This is a genomic window from Microcystis sp. M109S1, assembly GCF_020247025.1.
Taxonomy (GTDB): domain Bacteria; phylum Cyanobacteriota; class Cyanobacteriia; order Cyanobacteriales; family Microcystaceae; genus Microcystis.
This window is the reverse complement of sequence record NZ_JADBRW010000146.1, coordinates 1-18400: the sequence shown is the minus strand read 5'-3', so window position 1 is coordinate 18400 and position 18400 is coordinate 1. Positions and strand designations below refer to the sequence as shown.

At 41.7% G+C, this 18400-nt stretch carries 17 protein-coding genes and 1 pseudogene; 11 read left to right on the top strand and 7 right to left on the bottom strand.

The genetic code is table 11. The features are described 5' to 3' along the window. Together IM322_RS06960 and IM322_RS06955 are read right to left on the bottom strand one after the other, a co-directional pair. Positions 1 to 92, bottom strand: a 92-nt coding sequence (locus tag IM322_RS06960) for a helix-turn-helix domain-containing protein (protein ID WP_190718206.1), incomplete at its 3' end; no start/stop codon positions are given. Between the two features lie 257 nt (positions 93 to 349). Further along, positions 350 to 3070: a valine--tRNA ligase gene (locus IM322_RS06955; RefSeq protein WP_287676400.1), complete on the bottom strand. Its 2721-nt coding sequence runs from the start codon at positions 3068 to 3070 to the stop codon at positions 350 to 352. A gap of 201 nt (positions 3071 to 3271) precedes the next feature. Between IM322_RS06955 and IM322_RS06950 the strand changes: the two genes are divergently transcribed. Beyond that, complete coding sequence (locus IM322_RS06950; protein ID WP_287698971.1) at positions 3272 to 3859, top strand: Uma2 family endonuclease; 588 nt, start codon at positions 3272 to 3274, stop codon at positions 3857 to 3859. A gap of 46 nt (positions 3860 to 3905) precedes the next feature. Next, positions 3906 to 4490 carry a Uma2 family endonuclease gene (locus IM322_RS06945; RefSeq protein ID WP_287676439.1) on the top strand — a complete coding sequence of 195 codons (585 nt, stop codon included), beginning with the start codon at positions 3906 to 3908 and terminating at the stop codon, positions 4488 to 4490. A 50-nt stretch (positions 4491 to 4540) separates the two neighbouring features. Here the strand turns inward: IM322_RS06945 and purN are convergent, their stop codons facing one another. Both purN and pap read right to left on the bottom strand, forming a co-directional pair. Beyond that, complete coding sequence (gene purN, locus IM322_RS06940) at positions 4541 to 5176, bottom strand: phosphoribosylglycinamide formyltransferase (protein WP_287676440.1); 636 nt, start codon at positions 5174 to 5176, stop codon at positions 4541 to 4543. A gap of 275 nt (positions 5177 to 5451) precedes the next feature. Beyond that, positions 5452 to 6945 (bottom strand): polyphosphate:AMP phosphotransferase, encoded by a 1494-nt coding sequence (pap, locus tag IM322_RS06935; RefSeq protein ID WP_286827030.1) that lies wholly within the window; start codon positions 6943 to 6945, stop codon positions 5452 to 5454. Positions 6946 to 7014: 69 nt separating this feature from the next. Here pap and galE point away from each other — a divergent pair, with 69 nt between their 5' ends. Together galE and IM322_RS06925 are read left to right on the top strand one after the other, a co-directional pair. Further along, complete coding sequence (galE, locus tag IM322_RS06930) at positions 7015 to 8013, top strand: UDP-glucose 4-epimerase GalE (protein ID WP_287080149.1); 999 nt, start codon at positions 7015 to 7017, stop codon at positions 8011 to 8013. A gap of 250 nt (positions 8014 to 8263) precedes the next feature. Then, positions 8264 to 8689, top strand: coding sequence for a hypothetical protein (locus tag IM322_RS06925; RefSeq protein ID WP_287676441.1), 426 nt, complete (start codon positions 8264 to 8266; stop codon positions 8687 to 8689). Positions 8690 to 8815: 126 nt separating this feature from the next. Here IM322_RS06925 and IM322_RS06920 read toward each other — a convergent pair whose 3' ends face one another. After that, positions 8816 to 9787, bottom strand: coding sequence for an FkbM family methyltransferase (locus tag IM322_RS06920; RefSeq protein ID WP_287676442.1), 972 nt, complete (start codon positions 9785 to 9787; stop codon positions 8816 to 8818). Positions 9788 to 9949: 162 nt separating this feature from the next. Between IM322_RS06920 and IM322_RS06915 the strand changes: the two genes are divergently transcribed. From IM322_RS06915 to IM322_RS06885, 7 genes are all read left to right on the top strand, one after another. Beyond that, positions 9950 to 11410: an MBOAT family O-acyltransferase gene (locus IM322_RS06915; RefSeq protein ID WP_287676443.1), complete on the top strand. Its 1461-nt coding sequence runs from the start codon at positions 9950 to 9952 to the stop codon at positions 11408 to 11410. After that, a complete protein-coding gene (locus tag IM322_RS06910; protein ID WP_287676444.1) occupies positions 11410 to 12369 on the top strand; it encodes a hypothetical protein in 960 nt (319 codons plus the stop codon). The genes IM322_RS06915 and IM322_RS06910 overlap by 1 nt, the downstream gene beginning before the upstream one ends. After that, the gene (locus IM322_RS06905; protein ID WP_287676446.1) at positions 12366 to 13628 is read left to right on the top strand and encodes an NAD(P)/FAD-dependent oxidoreductase; all 1263 of its coding nucleotides are present in this window, start codon (positions 12366 to 12368) and stop codon (positions 13626 to 13628) included. Before IM322_RS06910 ends, IM322_RS06905 begins: the two co-directional genes overlap by 4 nt. A 76-nt stretch (positions 13629 to 13704) precedes the next feature. After that, positions 13705 to 13950 (top strand): hypothetical protein, encoded by a 246-nt coding sequence (locus IM322_RS06900; protein ID WP_002739747.1) that lies wholly within the window; start codon positions 13705 to 13707, stop codon positions 13948 to 13950. Next, a complete protein-coding gene (locus tag IM322_RS06895; protein ID WP_043996813.1) occupies positions 13950 to 14291 on the top strand; it encodes a type II toxin-antitoxin system PemK/MazF family toxin in 342 nt (113 codons plus the stop codon). Before IM322_RS06900 ends, IM322_RS06895 begins: the two co-directional genes overlap by 1 nt. 341 nt (positions 14292 to 14632) lie before the next feature. Beyond that, a complete protein-coding gene (locus tag IM322_RS06890; RefSeq protein ID WP_287676447.1) occupies positions 14633 to 15406 on the top strand; it encodes a hypothetical protein in 774 nt (257 codons plus the stop codon). A 107-nt stretch (positions 15407 to 15513) separates the two neighbouring features. Continuing rightward, positions 15514 to 15666 (top strand): hypothetical protein, encoded by a 153-nt coding sequence (locus tag IM322_RS06885; RefSeq protein WP_287676448.1) that lies wholly within the window; start codon positions 15514 to 15516, stop codon positions 15664 to 15666. A gap of 71 nt (positions 15667 to 15737) precedes the next feature. Here IM322_RS06885 and purH read toward each other — a convergent pair whose 3' ends face one another. Further along, positions 15738 to 17273, bottom strand: coding sequence for a bifunctional phosphoribosylaminoimidazolecarboxamide formyltransferase/IMP cyclohydrolase (gene purH / locus IM322_RS06880; RefSeq protein ID WP_287676449.1), 1536 nt, complete (start codon positions 17271 to 17273; stop codon positions 15738 to 15740). 200 nt (positions 17274 to 17473) lie between these two features. Continuing rightward, positions 17474 to 18400: pseudogene (locus IM322_RS06875) on the bottom strand (IS30 family transposase); the annotation flags it as partial.

The following is an 18400-nucleotide window of genomic DNA, read 5'->3' as shown; positions in this document are numbered from 1 at the left end:
TTGTAAACTAATCTTACACAGCCCAAAGTGCGCCGCAATAGCGACTCTTGTTCGGGTGTGGGGTAAAATCGAAAGGAGTAGGCTTTTTCCATGTCTCACATTTTAGCATATATTTGGTAAATGCGCTAGTATTTAACGGTAAAGCCGTCGTTCTACGACGGGGTTTCAGACCCAAAATTTTCGATGAACGTAGGTTGGGTTGAAGCATGAAACCCAACGCCCGCATGGGTTACGAAGTGCGCTAACCCATCCTACAAATAATTGTGCCTCCCTACTTATCGAAAATTTTCGATAATCTTGATCGCAGTAGCTTTGCTCTAGCCCACTGGACTTAGTTAGTACAAAATCACTATCGCAGACGTTTTAAGCGTTCTTGGAGAATTTGGGCTTGTTTTTCGGCCTCTGCTAAAGCTTGCTTCGTTTTTTGGATTAAAGCTTCTGGAGCTTTTTCGACAAAGCTAGGTTTATTCAGGCGATCGCTCAAACTATTGATTTCCCCTTCTACTTTAGCTAAATTTTTCGCTAATTTCCCTGCCAATACCGATATATCAACCAATCCGGACAGGGGGATGAGGATTTCTACCGTAGCGACAACACCGGCGATCGCTTGATTGACTTCCTCGGTTAATTTGGCCGTCAAAATTAAGTTTTCGATCTTAGCCAAGTCTTTTAAGTACACTTGTCCGCGTTGCAGAATAGCTAATTCTTGGCTGTTTTCTGTCTGTAAAATTGCTGTGATCGTTGCCCCCGGTTTAATCCCTGCTTCGGCGCGCAAATTACGCAACACCCGAATACTTTCAATTAATAACTCAAAAGTATTTTCTAAATCTATATCGATCAGAGAACTATCAGCTATGGGATAGGTTTGTAAAGCCAAAACCTGCTGATTTTCTTGGGTTAAATTATGCCAAATTTCTTCGGTAATATGGGGCATAAAGGGATGTAATAATTTTAATGTTCCTGCCAAGATAAAAGCCAAAGTTTGGCGGGCCGTGGCACAAGAAACCGATTCTTTATCCTTCCATAAACGAGTTTTTACTAACTCGATATACCAATCACAGAAATCGCGCCAGATAAATTCGTATAGACCTTTTGCCGCTTCTCCCATGCCATAATTTTCGAGATAATCTCTAGTTTTTTGCACTGTTTGATGATAACGAGATAAAATCCAGCGATCGGCTAATTCTAAATTTTCTAAAGCTGGTTCTCCCAATTCTTCTGGGGTTTTTCCCTCCAGATTCATCATCACAAAACGGGAAGCATTCCAAATTTTATTGGCAAAATTTCGGGCAGCTTCTACGGATTCCGATTCATCGGTTTTACGGTTATATTGCAGACTGATATCCTGTCCTGCTCCTGCCACTTCTCGAATTAAGGTATATCGTAAAGCATCGGTTCCGTATTTATCAATTAAAATTAAAGGATCGATGCCGTTATTGGCAGATTTAGACATCTTTTTGCCATTTTCATCCCTAACTAAACCGTGAATATAGACATCTTTAAAGGGCATTTGTCCCGTAAAATAGCCGGCCATCATCGTCATTCTTGCCACCCAGAAAAAGATAATATCAAAACCGGTGACGAGGGTGGTGGTGGGATAATAGGTGTCTAGATCAAGGGTTTTTTCTGGCCAACCCATAGTCGAAAATGGCCACAATCCCGAGGAAAACCAAGTATCTAAAACATCGGGGTCTTGTTGAATAATTATATCCTCTCCATACTGTTGTTTGGCCTTGGCTAAAGCGGAGGTTTCATCCTCGGCAACGACGAAGGGAGTATGGTTAGTAATTTCGTTATTAGTTTCACTGATAATATACCAAGCGGGAATTTGATGACCCCACCACAGTTGTCGAGAAATACACCAATCTTTTAGCTTAACTAACCAATCGCGATAAACTTTTGTCCATCTTTCTGGCACAAAACGGGGCGAGTTTTCCTGATCTAAATAGGCTAAAGCTTTTGTGGCTAAAGGTTCAATTTTAACGAACCATTGGGTAGATAAAAGGGGTTCCACGGGAACTTTACCTCGATCGCTATAGGGGACGCTATGGCGATAGGCTTCAATCTTAACTAAAAAGCCGTCTTCATCGAGTTTTTTAACGACATTTTTGCGGGCAACAAAACGATCTTGACCCGCGAATATTCCGGCATTTTCGTTTAAACTGCCGTCTAAATTCATGATATTAATAAAGGGTAAATTATGGCGTTTACCCATCTCAAAATCCTTAGGATCGTGGGCCGGCGTAACTTTAACGCAACCAGTACCGAATTCGGGATCGACTAATTCATCGGCAATAATGGGTATTTCTCGCCCCATTATCGGTAAAGTGACGGTTTTGCCGATTAAATGGCGATAACGGGGATCTTGCGGGTTGACAGCGACACCAGTATCACCGAGCATGGTTTCGGGCCTTGTGGTGGCTACTTGAAGATAACCGCTACCATCGCTGAGAGGATAGCGAAAATACCAGAGATTTCCCTCAATTTCCTTGTTTTCCACCTCTAAATCGGAAACGGCCGATCGAGATTCGGGACACCAGTTAACTAAGTATTGACCGCGATAGATTAATCCGTCCTCATAAAGTTTAATAAAAGCAGTACGAACAGCATGGGAAAGTCCCTCATCCATGGTGAAACGTTCCCGCGTCCAATCGACGGATACCCCCAAGCGTCGCAGTTGATTAACAATGGTACTACCAGACTCCTCTTTCCATTGCCAAGCGCGTTCGAGGAATTTTTCCCTTCCTAGTTGGTAACGGTCGGTTTTTTCGGCTTTTAATTGGCGATCGAGTATAGCTTGTACTGCAATACTAGCGTGATCCGTACCGGGCAGCCAGAGGGTATTTTTGCCGGTCATCCGCTTGTAGCGAACAAGTGTATCAATCAAAGCACTCTCGAAAGCGTGACCCATGTGGAGACTACCGGTAACATTGGGAGGAGGGATGACTATACAGTAGGTTTCGCCGCCTTTTTCGGGGTTTGCCTTAAATATTTCTTGATTTTCCCAATATTGCTGCCATTTCGTTTCTGTGATCTTGGGATCGTATTGCTTCGATAGTTCCGAGGTCATGATGGGGGGATTCTACAATTCTTAGTTCTTTGTCAATTGTCCCACATTTGGGAGAGATCAAATTCCTATTTAGTTGCTGGCTAAAAAATTTTCAATAGTCCTATTAAGATAGCTGTTATCTTTTGCTGGGGTAAATATGGCTAATGTCTCTCACCAGTATAATAATTGCTATAATCAATTGAGAGAGCGAATCAATAAATTATGACTATAGCAACAGACAAAATTACCTATAGCTTTGCCGAATATTTACAACTAGAGGAAACGGCAGCCTATAAAAATGAGTATCAAGATGGAGAAATCGTACCGATGACAGGAGGCACTACCGATCATAATAAAATTGCTCTCAATTTTGCCGCTTATTTAAAATTTGCCCTCAAAGGACAGAAATATAATATTTTTATCGGTGATCTGAAATTATGGATAGCGCAATATCGTCAGGCAACCTATCCCGATGTGATGCTAATTGAGGGTGAACCGATTTATTATGAAACTGGCAAAACAACTGTCACCAATCCCAGATTGATAGTAGAAGTCCTCTCAAAATCAACTCAAAATTATGACCAGGGCGATAAATTTCTCTATTATCGTTCGCTGCCGGAATTTCAAGAATATATTCTGATCAGTCAAAGTCGTCCCTATGTCATGCAGTATAACAAAACTGAAGAAAATAAATGGTTATTAACGGAATACGAGGGAGAAAATGCTAGTTTATCTTTAACTTCTATCAATTTTGCTCTCAGTTTTCAGGAAATTTATGAAGGGGTTACTTTTAATATAATCAATGATTAAACCAGTTGTTTCAACAAGCTTAAGTTAACCAAAAAATCAATAAATTATGACTGTAGCAACAAATAAAAGTACCTTTAGCTTTGCCGAATATTTAGAACTAGAGGAAACGGCAGCCTATAAAAATGAGTATCAAGATGGGGAAATCGTACCGATGACAGAAGGCACTACCGATCATAATAAAATTGCAGGTAATTTTTACTTTTATTTACGCCTAAAGTTACCACAGTCCAACTATAAAATATTTATCGGTGATGTGAAATTATGGATAGCGCAATATCGTCAGGCAACCTATCCCGATGTGCTGCTAATTGAGGGTGAACCGATTTATTATGAAACTGGCAAGACAACTATTACCAATCCCAGATTAATAGTAGAAGTCCTCTCAAAATCAACTCAAAATTATGACCAGGGCGATAAATTTCTCTATTATCGTTCGCTGCCGGAATTTCAAGAATATATTCTGATCAGCCAAAGTCGTCCCTATGTCATGCAGTATAACAAAACTGAAGAAAATAAATGGTTATTAACGGAATACGAGGGAGAAAATGCTAGTTTATCTTTAACTTCTGTCAATTTTGCTCTCAGTTTTCAGGAAATTTATCAAGGAGTGATATTTAACGATTTGCTTTGAATTTTCGTTTTTTTGCCCGTATTATTGCCAAGGAATCGGGAAATCTATCTCTACAGACCCAATTTCGCAGCTAAAGCGATCGCTACTGGGAAAATGCGATGTTCTTGCACTTGAATGCGTTCGTGGAGACTGGCGGCGGTATCATCGGGGAGAATGGGAACCACTGCTTGCATTAAAATTGGGCCACTATCTACCTCTGCGCGAGCGATATGCACAGTACATCCGGTCACTTTTACCCCCGCAGCTAAAGCTTGTTCCACGGCACGCACACCTTTAAAACTGGGTAGTAAACTAGGATGGATATTGATCACGCGATCGGGAAAAGCATCTAGTAAAACCGGGGCGACAATTCGCATCCAGCCCGCCATAATTACCCATTTTACGCCGTATTCTTGGAAAGTTTTGACTATAGCTCGATCGAGTTCTTCTCTGGGTTTAAATTGACGATGATCGAGGAAAACTGCGGGGATATTGTAGTCATCGGCTCTTTCTTTTACCTTGGCATCGGGATTATTGTAGATGAGGACAGAAATCTCGGCATTTAGCTGTTTTTTGGCGATCGCTGCTGCCAAAACAGCAAAATTGGAACCACTACCAGAAGCCATCACTCCTAAACAGAGGGTTTCCTCTAGGGGAATATCGGCCAAACTGAGATCGGGAGAAATTAAACTTGGGGAAAAACTCATAAATTCAGTTATCAGTTATCAGTTATCAGTTATCAGTTATCAGATTTAAGTTATCAGATTTAAGTTATCAGATTTAAGTTATCAGATTTAAGTTATCAGATTTAAGTTATCAGATTTAAGTTATCAGATTTAAGTTTTAAGTTAATTAGTTAGTTATTTTCATCTTGATCCCCATTTACTGATCACCGATCACTGTTTACTGTTTACTGTTTACTGTTTACTGTTTACTGTTTACTGTTTACTGTTTACTGATCACTGATCACTGATTACTGATCCTATTCCCGTTGTTTCAATCCGGTTTCAATAGCGGCAATTACTGTATCGAGGACTTTAACACGGGCGAAATACTTATCATTTGCCGCCACAATCGTCCAGGGGGCGACGGGGGTGCTAGTGCGGGCTACCATGTGATTAACTGCCACATGGTAGAGGGGCTGTTTTTCCCGATTACGCCAATCTTCATCGGTGAGTTTATGTTGGCGATAGGGGTTATTTTGGCGTTCCTCGAAACGATTTAACTGTTCTTCGGGGCTAATATGTAACCAGAATTTGACTAAAACACAGCCAGAATGGGTTAATTGCGCCTCAAACTCGTTAATTTCTTGATAGGATCGTCGCCACTCCATATCTTTAGCGAATCCTTCCACTCTCTCCACTAAAACCCGTCCATACCAACTGCGATCGAATATACCGATAGTTTTGGCCGCGGGCAATTTCCGCCAGAAGCGCCAGAGATAATGATAGCGGTGTTCTTCCTCCGTCGGGGCAGCAAAGGGAATAACTTGGTAACTGCGAGGATCGAGGGTATCGGTTAAGCGTTTGATTGCCCCACCTTTGCCAGCGGCATCCCAACCCTCAAACAGGACTAAAACGGGGATATTTGCCTGAAAAATCTTTAATTGCAGTTTTCTTAATTCTACCTGTGCCTCACGCAAACGGATTTTATAGTCTTCTTTCTCTAGTTTGGCACTTAAATCTACTCTCGCCAGATAATCGGGTTCCGTGGGCAGTAATCGGGCTTGGGGTGGTAGATTGGCAGGAGGTTCGATCGGTAATTGGCGCTGATCCAAAGCTTGAGCGATCGTACCAACTAATTGGGAGAGAACTTTTACCCGGGCCCAACGTTGACAGTTGCCCTCCACCAATGTCCAAGGGGCGGCCCCCGTGCTAGTGTAGGTAATCATTTCCTCGGCTAAACTGGCATACTCATCATAACGTTTGGCCTGTTGCCAATCTTCCGGACGCACGCGCCAAGATTCTAGCTCATTTTCGGCGTATTCTTTGATGCGTGACTTTAATTCCTTTTGACTGAGGTGAATCCAGAATTTAGCGATTGCGACCCCATCATCAAATAATTGTCGCTCAAAGGTGTTGATATCGCGCATGACCAGGGGAATCTGGGAGGAGGGCAATTTGTTCAAGAGTCGATCCTCTAGTAGATGAGTGTACCAACTGTGATAAAAAATGCCGATACTGCCTTTTGCTGGCAGTTTTTGCCAAAATCTCCACAAAAACGGGTAACTTTCCTCTTGGGAGGAAGGGGTTAAAATGGGATGGACGGTAAAACCGCGAGGATCCATATAGTTAACCATTTTTTTGACTAAAGTTCCCTTCCCTGCCGCTGCCCAACCTTCCAAAACCACCACCACGGGTAATTTACACTCCCAACAGGACTGCTGTAGCGATCGCAGTTGTTCCATTAAATCTTTAATTTGTGATTGATAAGTTTCTTTGTCAAGGGAAAGAGATAGATCGAGGGGACTTAACATGATGGTCAACTAAAAGGAAAATTAGGGTATAAAGTTATAGACAAGTCAATTTCAAATAGGTATGATCGCGTGTCTCAAGTTAAACCTACCATTCTCGTTACTGGCGGTGCGGGTTATATTGGTTCCCATGCGGTTCTAGCGCTCAAAAATGCCGGTTATTCCGTCATCGTACTCGATAATTTATCCTACGGTCACGCCGAAATCATTAAGGATATATTAAAAGTTGAGTTAATTGTCGGTGATACTAGGGATCGATCGCTGCTCGATAATTTATTCGCTAGTCGCAATATTGCCGCCGTCATGCACTTTGCCGCTTTTATTGCGGTGGGAGAATCGGTGCAGCAACCGGCCATTTACTATCAAAATAATGTTAGTGGTAGTCTGACTCTTTTGCAAGCGATGATCGCCGCCGATGTGAAGAAATTTGTTTTTTCTTCCACCTGTGCTATTTATGGAATGCCCAAGGAAATTCCCATGACGGAAAATCATCCCCATCATCCCCTCAGTCCCTACGCTGCCAGTAAGGAAATGGTGGAACAAATTCTTCGGGATTTTGATCCGGCCTACGGTTTAAAATCGGTGGCTTTCCGTTATTTTAATGCTTCAGGAGCCGACCCCAGTGGTTTATTAGGGGAAGATCACCAACCGGAAACCCATTTAATTCCCCTGGCTTTATTAACTGCCCTGAAAAAACGTGATTCCCTGTCAATTTTCGGCACGGATTATGATACTCCCGATGGCACTGCTGTTCGCGATTATATCCATGTTAATGATTTAGCCCAAGCTCACGTTTTAGGCTTAGAATATCTCTTAAATGGGGGCGAAAGTAATGTGTTTAATTTGGGGAATGGTAACGGTTTTTCTGTGCGCGAAGTGATTGAAACAGCGCGAGCGGTAACTGGTTTAGGTATTCCCGTAATCGAAAGTCCCAGAAGGGCAGGCGATGCCCCTATTTTAATCGGCAGTAGCGATAAAGCCAAACAGGTTCTCGGTTGGCATCCCCAATATGCCGATCTCAAGGTAATAGTTGAACACGCCTGGAATTGGCATCAAAAAAGACACGCTTAACAGCGATCGAGTGCCAAACTTTAATCTTATAAGATTGAACAGTTCTATCAGTCGATAACAGTAAAAAACTGCTAAGTAGGTGGGTGGAATTAAATATAAGATCAACGTAGGTTGGGTTGAAGCATGAAACCCAACGCCCGCATAGTTTACGAAGTGCGCTAACCCATCCTACAAATAATTGTGCCTCCCTACTTAGAGGCTGATAGTTTACTGCTATAAGCTTCTCTAGAATCCTCTCGAATACCTTGCTATGAATAACAAAATAATCTTAACATTTATAGGCTTGACTTTTTTAGCAAGTTGTGCTGATAGTAAACAGTTTCAATGTCAAAAAATCTATCGGATTGCCAACGAAGTGGCCCAAGAAACCAAATCCTTAACCAACGGTCAAGGGACAGAAATTGACCAAAAAAGTTGGCTATTAGCCGCCGATAAAATCGAACAGGCCGCAGAAAATATGAAAAAATTAGCCCTGAAGGATACCGAACTAGATAAATATAAGACTGCTTTCGCTCAAGTTTATGAAGATTATGCCACGGCCACTCGTGAAATAATTCAAGTTATCGAAACTCGCGATAAAAACGGGGCAAAATTAGCACAGGAAAAGGTAAGAAAAGCTGGCCAATTAGAAAAAGAAACTGGCGAAGCTTTTAATACCTATTGTCAAGCACAGTAAAGCAGTTATCAGTTATCAGTTATCAGTTATCAGTTATCAGTTAGAAGGTATTGGGGTTTTGGGGTATTAGTTAAAATTTTCCCATTTCCCCATTGCCCTATCTCCCCATCACCTCACTCCTATACTTTAGGGTTTAATCGCATACAAAGTGCCGACATTTTTACTGCGAGGCATCCGGGAGAAGATGATAAAACCGAAGTCTTGCAGATGTTTAACTAAAGCATCGGGACCCTTTTTATGCCATTCCATCATGATAATTTTCATCTGTCCCAATTGACCAGTTGCCGCTAAAGAATCGAGGATTTCGTATTCGGAACCTTCACAATCAATCTTGGCAACTATATCGATGTCGGGATAATCAGAGGTAATACCTTTAAACACATCGGTGAAAGGTTTAAGAATTAAATCGGCTGTAGCTGTTTGTTTCGAGGCAAAAGGTTTTAATTGGTTGTCAATACCAGAAATACCAACACTACCTTTCACGGTGTAATCGTATTCGACTTGAATAATTTCATCACGATCGCCGACTCCATAATCAAAAGCTTTAATCTTCTCCGCTAGATTAGGATTGAGGGCAAAATTTCTTAAAGCTTGGTCGTAGGTAGCCTTAAAAGGTTCGTAACTATAGACAGCTTTCACATTAGCTCGATTGGCAAAAAAGAGACTAGCAAAACCCGTATTCATACCAATATCGATCGCTACACAGGGCTTGTCATAGAGGAAATTATATACACCTAAAAGGAAAATTTCATGGGCGATATCTAAATCCTGTCCCGTCTCGATAATTAACTTAACTCCATCGATCTCGATAATTAGTAACCCGTTCTCATCGATATAAAATTTACAATCGGCCAGAGCTTTTAAGGCTTTAGCTTTGTTAAAAACTTTACTACCTAAGAGGAAATCTTGCTTATTTTTGCTTAGGCTGATCCCTAAAGGTTTATAGAAAAGTTGCCCAGATTTAGCATCATATTCCACATAATTAGGATTAATATTATGCTCTGCCAACTGACTAGACCAATATTGATCGGCAATATGGGGATAAGTCTTAAATTGTCGATAGCGTTTATGAGCATCTAACAGTTTTTGATAAAGCATTGCTTGTCTAGCCTCGATTTTTTAGGATTGCTGGAGGTAATTTTATGGACAAGTTTGACAAAGTTTGATAGACTTGTCAAGAAAATCCCTCGTCTCTGAGCATCAGAAGTCAGGAAACCCATCTCAAACAAGGTAACACAGACCATCAGGAGTTAACACGCCTTGAATTACTCTGATTTTATATTTTGGTGGATATTAATCCTTTTTAGCGTTCCTTTCTTAACGGCACGCTATATAGCGAAGTCCTTCAATCTCTGGCGAGGTGTTTTTGATGGGGTGGGATTAGCGGTGCTGTCCCTAATCTTGTTTTATTACGCCAGTCGCACCAGTTTCCTCGTTTTCATCGTTTCTCTAGCCTTTAACTACATTATGGTCTGGCTAGTGCTGAAAATGAGCGGCTGGAAAGCGAATCTCCTAGCTACTATCGTTATCGTCATCGATATTCTTGTCCTTGCCTACTTCAAGTATTTCGGCTTTTTTGTGCAGGAAATCATCGGATTATTCGTTTCCCTCCCCCCTAACTGGAAGGAACTTTCCCCAATTCCCGTGCCTAGCCAAATCCCGCCGGGGGTATCCTTCTATACCTTCCAGATGGTGGCTTTCGTGGTGGACTCCCTACGGGAAAAGAAAAAGAAACCCCTAGCCGTCCTCGATTATGTCAATTTTATCTCCTTTTTCCCGCAAATTGTCGCAGGTCCGATCGAGCGTCGCCGGGATTTATTACCACAAATGGAGGGATTTCGCCTCAAATTTACAGGAGAAAACTTCGAGAAGGGTTTGCGTTGGCTTTCCCTCGGTTTATTTATGAAATTTGTCCTCGCCGATAACATTGCTCCCTACATCGAATTAGATAAGATGATTGACAATGCTTGGTATATCTGGTTTGAGGCCTTTTTATTCACCCTGAGAATCTATTTTGACTTCGGCGGTTATAGCTTTATTGCTGTTGGTTTAGCCTATTTTGTCGGGGTTAGATTGGAATTAAACTTTTTAGCACCCTACACATCCCAAAGTATTAACGAATTTTGGCGACGTTGGCATATTACCCTTAGCACTTGGTTTCGGGATTATGTGTTTTTACCCCTGATGGGTTCCAATAAAAATTGGGCGCCTTTTTATCTATTCATTACCTTTACTCTCTCTGGTTTCTGGCACGGTGCAGCTTGGAATTTCATCTTTTGGGGTGCTTACCACGGGGCATTATTATTATTACTCCGTTATCTGGGCCGACCTTTCTATGCTTTCGTCGGAAAATACGTTTCTCAGCCACAAATTGTCTCCTGGGCTTTAACGCAATTGGCTGTCATTTTTGGTTGTCTCTTTTTCATGGAGATTAACACCAGAAGATTAATCGGGAAAATGTTGGTAATCGCCAATCCTTTCAATTATTCCTTAGCTAATATCGGAGAAATTTTTAGTTCCTATAGTCTCAATCAAGGAGCAGTTTTAAGCGTTGCTTTAGTTCTTGGTATCATTGTTTTAATCCTCGAACATCTGGCTATTGCCCAGAAAAAATTTGAATATGAACTATTGTTATCACCTTGGCTGTCTAAAATATTGCTAGGTTTAACTATTCTCCTAGCTTCCACTAATACCGGTGACTTTATTTACTTTGAATTCTGATGAATACTAAATCCTTTAACATTTTCCCCTGGTTAGCTTCTGTGGGAGTCGCTTGGTCCCTCGGCTTTGTTTACAATGTCATCTACGGCGGCGAATTAAGCTGGTTGCGGATGATGTACAACGAAAAATCAGCGATCGCAGCTAGGGTCGAAGGACCGCGGCGTTTAATCGTCACGGCAGGATCGGGAGCGCATTATAGCATAAATTCGGAATTAATGGCCAAAGAATTGGGAATGCCTGTGGTTAACTTCGGTTTACAGGGGGATATCGGGTTAAATGTCATTGCCGCTATGATTCTCGAAAAAGCACGCAAAGGGGATGTCATTCTGCTGATTCCTGAATATCTCATGCTCATGGATGAGGACGGTTTTAATCGCGGCGAAGGACTTTGGGGGTCTGCACCTTTTAGCGTCGCTATTGGCAAACCCGGGTTAGGTGGGATACCGTTAAAAACCATGATCGAGGATACTTGGTTATTAGGTATTCCGGGGATGCGTCCAGTTACTAAATCGATGGTTGATTTATTCACTAAAGGCAGAATGACGGGTTATCTTTCCGATCCAATGACTAATACAGGTGATCCGACTATAGTTAAGGAAAGAACGGGGAAATGGTGGCAAATGACCTTTGATACTGCTGCTTCTCCTCATTCAATTAAATTGATTGAAAAACTCAAGAAAGATTTAGAAGCAAAAGGGGCGACTTTAGTGGTTTCTTTGCCCTGGGTTTATGCTAAAAATGATGGTAAAACCGTTGCTAATATTCGCAAGTCTGCTGAAGAATTAAGTCGGGTTGTGCCAACAATTTATGACCCAAAAGACTTGAATATTAAGACAGATTCTACTATTTTTGCTGACACTCACTATCATCTTTTGCCTCCGGCGAGAATTATTCGTTCAGAACAGTTAGTTTCGGAACTAAAACCTATTTTACAAGCCTCTGAGCCTAAAAATCCATGAATAAACCTATAACTAAGATTTGCATTCTGGGGGGTGGTTTTGGAGGGTTATACACGGCACTCGATCTGAGTCGATTAACAGCAGTAAAATCGGGTCAATGGCAAATAACTTTAGTCGAACCGAAAGACCATTTTCTCTTTACTCCCCTTCTCTATGAACTAATTACAGGAGAATTGCAACGCTGGGAAATTGCCCCTTCCTACCGTCAATTATTAACAGGAACTCAGGTTAATTTAAAAACTCAAAAAGCCAGTAATATTGACTTAAACAATCACCGAGTATATTTAGAAAATGAGGAAATTTTAGATTACGATTACCTCGTTTTAGCGGTGGGAGTTCGCAATCGTTGGCCCGCTATACCCGGATTAGCCGATTATGGTCTAACTTTCCGTAGTTTAGAGGATGTGGAAAGATTACAAACGACAATTTATAACCTAGAAACTCAAGGAAAATCCTCAATTAATTTAGCAATTATTGGCGGCGGTCCCAATGGGGTAGAATTAGCCTGTAAGGTGGCTGATCGTTTAGGAAAAAAAGGCAAAGTTCATCTAGTGGAAAAGAACGAGGAAATACTGCAAAACTTCCCTAAATCGGTGCGTGTTGCTTCCTATCGTTCCCTTTTAGCCAAGAATGTTAGTCTCTATTTAAACACAGGATTAAAGGAAGTTGCAGCTAATTCCATAACCGTATTTAAAGATAATACAAATGAAGTCATCTCCATTGATTTATTATTGTGGACAGCAGGAACCCAAGCACAGGATTGGATCAATAATTTAGATTGTCAGAAAACAGCACAAGGCAAATTATTAACCCGTTCCAGTTTACAATTAATCGACTATCCCGAAGTTTTTGCCGTTGGGGATATAGCCGAAATTTATCCTAGTAAACAGGTAATTCCTGCCACAGCACAAGCAGCCTATCAAGCAGCCAGTGTAGTAGCCAAAAATATCTCGGCAGTGATCAGAAAAAAATCGCCCCAACCCTATTATTATCTGCATTTAGGTGATATGTTAACCCTGGGTAAACAATCAGCCCTTGTCTCCAGTTTTGGCATTAATATTAGTGGTAAATTAGCCGATATAATGCGTCGTTTTGTCTATATACTGCGTTTACCCAGCAAACGCCATCAATTGAAAGTGTTTCAACATTGGGCAAAAAAAATTCTTCTCCGACTCCGTTATTCACAGGTGTTATCTAATACTAAATCCGTTGAGTATAGGCTACATATCAGGAGAGGCAAAAGGCAAAAGGGAGAATAAATAATCAGTTCCAACCGGGTTGTTAGCCCTTACACAATTGGCTACAATAGCCCTACACAAGCTACGAGAGAAAAGTATGCCTGAATTAAAAATTAGCATTAGTGAGGCTGCTCACAAAACGCTGTTAGCACTTGTTGACTCCTCTGGGGATACGCTCCCAACAGTATTAGACAAAGCCATCGAAAATTATCGCAGATATGTTTTTCTAGTTCAAGCGAATGAAGCCTTCGCCGCCTTAAGGAAGAATGAGACTTTATGGCAAGAGGAAATTTCTGAAAGGCAGACATGGGAGCAAACTCTCGCTGATGGAGTAGAAGGGTAGTGGCAGAAATTACCAGAGGAGAAATATGGCTAGCAGATCTTAATCCAGTAAGGGGGCATGAACAGGCTGGTAAGCGTCCATGTTTAGTGATTTCAGCAGACCTGTTTAATCAGGGTGCATCTGGCTTAGTTGTTGTTTTGCCAGTAACTTCTAAAGACAAAGGAATCCCTTTCCACCTAAAAGTGGAACCCCCAGAGGGAGGAGTGAAAATGCCAAGTTTTATCAAGTGCGAGGACGTAAGATCAATCTCAGTAGAACGACTTGAGAAGCGATGGGGAACTGTATCCTCAGAAACCCTGGCATTGGTTGAAGACAGACTGAGAATCTTAATGGGACTGTAATGAAGATAGTTTCACCAATTTGCGCTCCAAGCCCAGGTTTTAGTTTGCATTCTTCCACTGTTCCAATGCCCCCTTCGTGTGACTGTACCATTCTGAATTTGATTACGATTAGGCTTGCCCTCGTAACGCGCCGATAGACTAACCAGTGCCTTCGGCATCGCAACTAAACTCACAGCTTCAATCAATCTGCATGGTGCGTTCCCAAAAATCGATCGGTGGAGCAGTAGGATACAGATTAGGGAACGCACCCTACAAGATCGGCGATCGCACTCCGTTATTCACAGGTGTTATCTAAGCAACCGATTGAATCAAAAAATACTCGTTAATTGTAGTTAAAATCCATGAAAACCTTTCTCAAAAATATGGCGGCAGCTTGGCAAGCCCTCCCAGAGATTCTTAAAAACCTTAAGTCTCTGAATAGTTCTTCCTCAAAATATCAAGATAGACTAACAGAGTTACAAATTGATAATTATCTGCTGGAAAACTTGCATAAAAACCCAAAATATGATAACCCTAAAAAACTAAACCGCTACGAATTTAAGGTTTTTTCCCAAGCGGGAGAAGATGGTATTATTAGCGAGATTTTTAATCGCATTGGAACCACAAATAAATTCTTTGTGGAATTTGGAGTTGGCAACGGTTTAGAAAATAATAGTGCCTATTTGTTAGTAAAAGGATGGCAAGGTTATTGGATTGAAGGCAGTGATCGATTTTGTCAAAGTATTCGCCAATCTTTTGAAGATTTAATTGCTAACCAACAATTAACTTTAAAAAATACTTTCATCACTGGCGAAAATATTGAAGACTTGTTCCGAAAGGGCAATGTACCGACCGAATTAGATTTATTATCCATTGATATTGATGGTAATGATTATTGGGTCTGGCAAGCAATTACTAATTATCGTCCCCGGGTGGTAATTCTCGAATATAATGCTATTTATCCCCCCGAATCGAGTTGGGTGATGCAGTATAATCCCAGTCACCAATGGAAATATAATAGTCATATGGGATCAAGTTTGAAAGCTCTAGAAAAACTTGGTCATCAAAAGGGTTATAAATTGGTGGCTTGTAGTTTGGCTCTTCTGGTTTCTGTGTGGAAACGAGGTCTATACTGATACTTTCTTCCGCAAAATAGCCCTAAAAGTCTTGCCCGATAAGCATTTCACGATTCCATAAGCAAAAATTATCACACAAAGTCGAGAAGAGCCGTAGTTTTTCGGGAGTGAATGCTTTCTTTGTGCGAGAAGATTTACTCGCAGATCATTTCTGTTCCCCTTTTAGTGCTGAAAATCATTACGAACCCGCACGCTATTTTCTTTGTTCCCAAAAAGCTGGACATCCTCGCGCTTTTGGCAAATTTAAGACTATTGAATAGGGGAAATTAACTGATAATTAATACAAAGTTAGGGTGCGTTAATTTAAGCAATAACACACCCTAACTGTGTATTAATGCAAGAAATGACGAATGCCTGTTAAGACCATAATTAAACCTAACTCATTAGCGGCATTAATCGAATCCTGATCTTTTAAAGAACCTCCGGGTTGAACAATTGCCTCGATACCAAACTGGGCCGCCGTGCAAACAGAATCATCAAAAGGGAAAAAACCATCACTAGCTAAATAGCCCCCTTTGGCTGCTTCTCCCGCTTGTTCAAGGGCAATTTTTACCGAACCAACGCGATTCATTTGCCCCGCACCAACGCCTAAAGTAGTTTGATTTTTTGTCACCACAATAGCGTTAGATTTAACGTGCTTAGATACCTTCCAAGCAAACAGTAATTCCGCTAATTGTGCGGGGGTGGGTTGTTTTTCCGTCACCACGCGCCACTCGTCCGGGGTTTCTACCACGTCATCGGCCGCTTGTACTAGAAAACCGCCAGCGATAACTTTTACTGTTTGTTTTTCTCCCGTGCTTAAATCCGGCAGCAATAAAATCCGCACTTTTGACTTTTTAGCGAGTATATCCCGGGCGACCGGGCTACAATCGGGGGCAACCACGCATTCTAGGAAGGTTTTCGTTAATTCTTTAGCGGTTGCTTCATCTATGGCTTGATTTAGGGCAACAATACCCCCAAAAGCGGAGGTAGCATCGGCATTAAAAGCTTTAGTATAAGCTTCTACCAAACTATCACCGATCGCCACTCCACAGGGATTAGTGTGTTTCAAGATAGCGGCGGCTGGTTCTTCTGGTCCGAATTCGGCGATTAAACGGCGGGCTGCTTCCAAATCGACTAAATTGTTATAACTTAGTTCTTTTCCCTGTAATAAGGTCGCTTTTGCCCAACCGTGAGCCGTTGTACCGCTACTGTACCAACTGGCACTTTGGTGGGGATTTTCGCCGTAACGGAGGGTTTGCAGGGCATTTCCTGCTAAATTAAAGCGAGTCGTTTCCCCGTTTAAGCTGGCGAAATAGGCAGCGATCGCACCATCGTAGGCATTGGTTAAAGCGAAGGTTTCCCCCGCCATTTTTTGACGGAATTCCAGGGAGATTTCGCCGTTATTTTGCCGTAATTGGCTTAAATACTGCTCGTAATACTTCGGGTTACTGATGACAGTCAAATGGGCGAAATTTTTAGCTGAGGCGCGTAACATCGCCGGACCACCGATATCGATTTGTTCGATCGCCTGAGCGGTGGTGACATCAGGATTGGCGATCGTCTGTTCAAAGGGATAGAGATTAACCACCACCAAATCAAAAGGACGAATTTGATTAGCCTCCATTTCCGCTAAATCTGACTCCCAATCCCGTCTAGCCAAAATACCGCCATGGATGCGAGGATGGAGAGTTTTCACCCTTCCGCCCAAGATTTCAGGAGATCCTGTATATTCTCCCACTTTAATCACGGGAATTCCCGCCGATTGGAGTGTTTTGGCGGTTCCTCCACTGCTAATAATTTCAAAATCAAATTCTTCTGTTAGCTGACGGGCAAAGTCAACTATTCCGGTTTTGTCAGTGACGCTGATCAGCGCTAAACGTCCCATAGTAGTGATCTATAAGCAACAATTTCAGTATATCCCAGCCCTAACCCGTTAAAAATTAAAAAAAGTAGGTTAGTAAATAATCAGCTGCTTCTATATTTTCGTCTCTCAAATATCAACTTATGCCAAGGAACTTTTTAAACTCCTCCTGGAAAGATTTAGTCTGACTTGTTAAAAAATACAGGATTTTTCAGGGGGGCAATTCAAGTCTGAATTACATCACTGTCTGATCTACCTTCATAGAATACCTCATTCGGGGTACGATAGTCAAGGCATTTTCGAGGACGATTGTTAATTAAGTTTACGGCTCTTTCTACCTCCTCTGGCTTAACAATTTTCAAATTCGTTCCCTTGGGAAAGAATTGTCTTAACAGTCCCTTGGTATGCTCGTTTAATCCCCTCTCCCAAGAATTATCAGGAGTAGCACTCATAAAAATATGCTCATAGTTTCTTCACGAGACTCTTCATGTCCACAAAATTCTTTGATCTTGTCACAAGTAAAGGTTTTTCTTTTGTCAGGGGGAATCTCTTGGAAAAGTTTTTCGGTGACAAGGGTTGATTTCCGATGCGGTTTTGTTTTTGGCTAATCCTGCTACTAAAAATTTCGAGGCTTTGTCCACATGAGTAACGAGAACTCCTAGATGATTTCCTCCAATCATTGTGTCACTTTCCCAATGACCGATTTCGGTTTTCTGGTCAGCAATTGCTGGTCGCTCGCAGATATCTACACGCCCGGTCATCCCTCCATGCTTACTTTTTCCTCCACCTCGACTCTTTCTTTTTCCTCGTCTGGCCGCGTAGGTATTCTTGATACTTTCCACAGTCTCGATAGTTCTGATAGATCATTTGATAGATGGTTTCGTGACTGAGAGATTCTTGACCAGCTTTTTTCAGACGACCCGCTATTTGTTCGGGACTATGATAATCTTTCAATCCTTTTTTCACCAACTCTAAGGTAGCCTTGCTGACATTTTAAAAGGGTTGTTTTGAGCTTGTGCTGTGTCAGGTAGATAGCACCCCAGGGAACTTTGATTCCTTTTTAATTCCCGTGATATTGTGCTTTGATGACATCCGAGCCAGACGGCCATTTGCCGTTGAGATAAATTTCCCTCTTGACTAAGTTGGTAGAG